Here is a 1,016-nt window from a genome sequence, read left to right on the forward strand (position 1 = left end):
GGCTTCCTGGGCAATGGCGGTGCGGCGAGTGTGGCGTCGGGTCGGGTGGCGTACACCTTCGGTCTCGAAGGTCCGGCGGTCACGGTGGACACCGCCTGCTCCTCCTCTCTGGTGAGCATGCATCTGGCTGCGCAGGCGTTGCGTAACGGTGAGTGTGAGCTGGCGCTTGCCGGTGGTGTGACGGTGATGGCGACGCCGGGTGTGTTTGTGGAGTTTTCGCGGCAGCGGGGGTTGGCGCCTGATGGGCGGTGCAAGCCGTTTGCGGAGGCTGCGGATGGTACGGGGTGGGGTGAGGGTGTCGGTTTCGTGCTGCTGGAGCGGTTGTCGGACGCGGAGCGCAACGGGCACGAGATTCTTGCGGTGCTGCGGGGTTCTGCGGTCAATCAGGATGGTGCGTCGAATGGGCTGACGGCGCCGAACGGGCCGTCTCAGCAGCGTGTCATCGAGCAGGCCCTGGCCAGTGCGCGGCTGAGTGCGGGTCAGATCGATGCGGTGGAGGCGCACGGTACGGGCACGACACTCGGCGATCCGATCGAGGCCCAGGCTCTTCTGGCGACGTATGGTCGGGCGCACAGTGCTGAGCGTCCGTTGTGGCTGGGTGCGGTGAAGTCGAACATCGGGCACACCCAGGCCGCCGCGGGCGTCGCGGGTGTGATCAAGATGGTCGAGGCGATGCGCCACGGTGTGCTGCCGCCGACGCTGCATGTGGACGAGCCCAGCAGCCATGTCGACTGGACCGCAGGCCACGTCTCGCTGCTCACCGAGACCCAGCCGTGGCCGGAGACGGGCGAGCCCCGGCGCTCGGCGGTCTCGTCGTTCGGGATCAGCGGCACCAACGCCCACGTCATCCTCGAAGCGGCGCCGGAGCCCGCGCAGTCGGCCGAGGCCGAGAGGTCACCCCTGCAGGTCGACAAGTCGATCCCGGTGCCTGTGGTCGTCTCGGCCCGTACGGCGGCCGCGCTCGCGCAGTCGGCCGAGCGGCTGGCGGCGTATGTCGAGGAGCATCCCCAGGTCGA

General features: G+C 69.1%; 1 protein-coding gene. It reads left to right on the forward strand.

Going from position 1 to position 1,016, the window contains the following annotated elements:
• Positions 1-1,016 (forward strand): polyketide synthase (locus FB457_RS35050; RefSeq protein ID WP_145784715.1); only part of this gene is annotated, 1,016 nt, incomplete at both ends.

The organism is Streptomyces sp. CNZ287, from assembly GCF_007827615.1.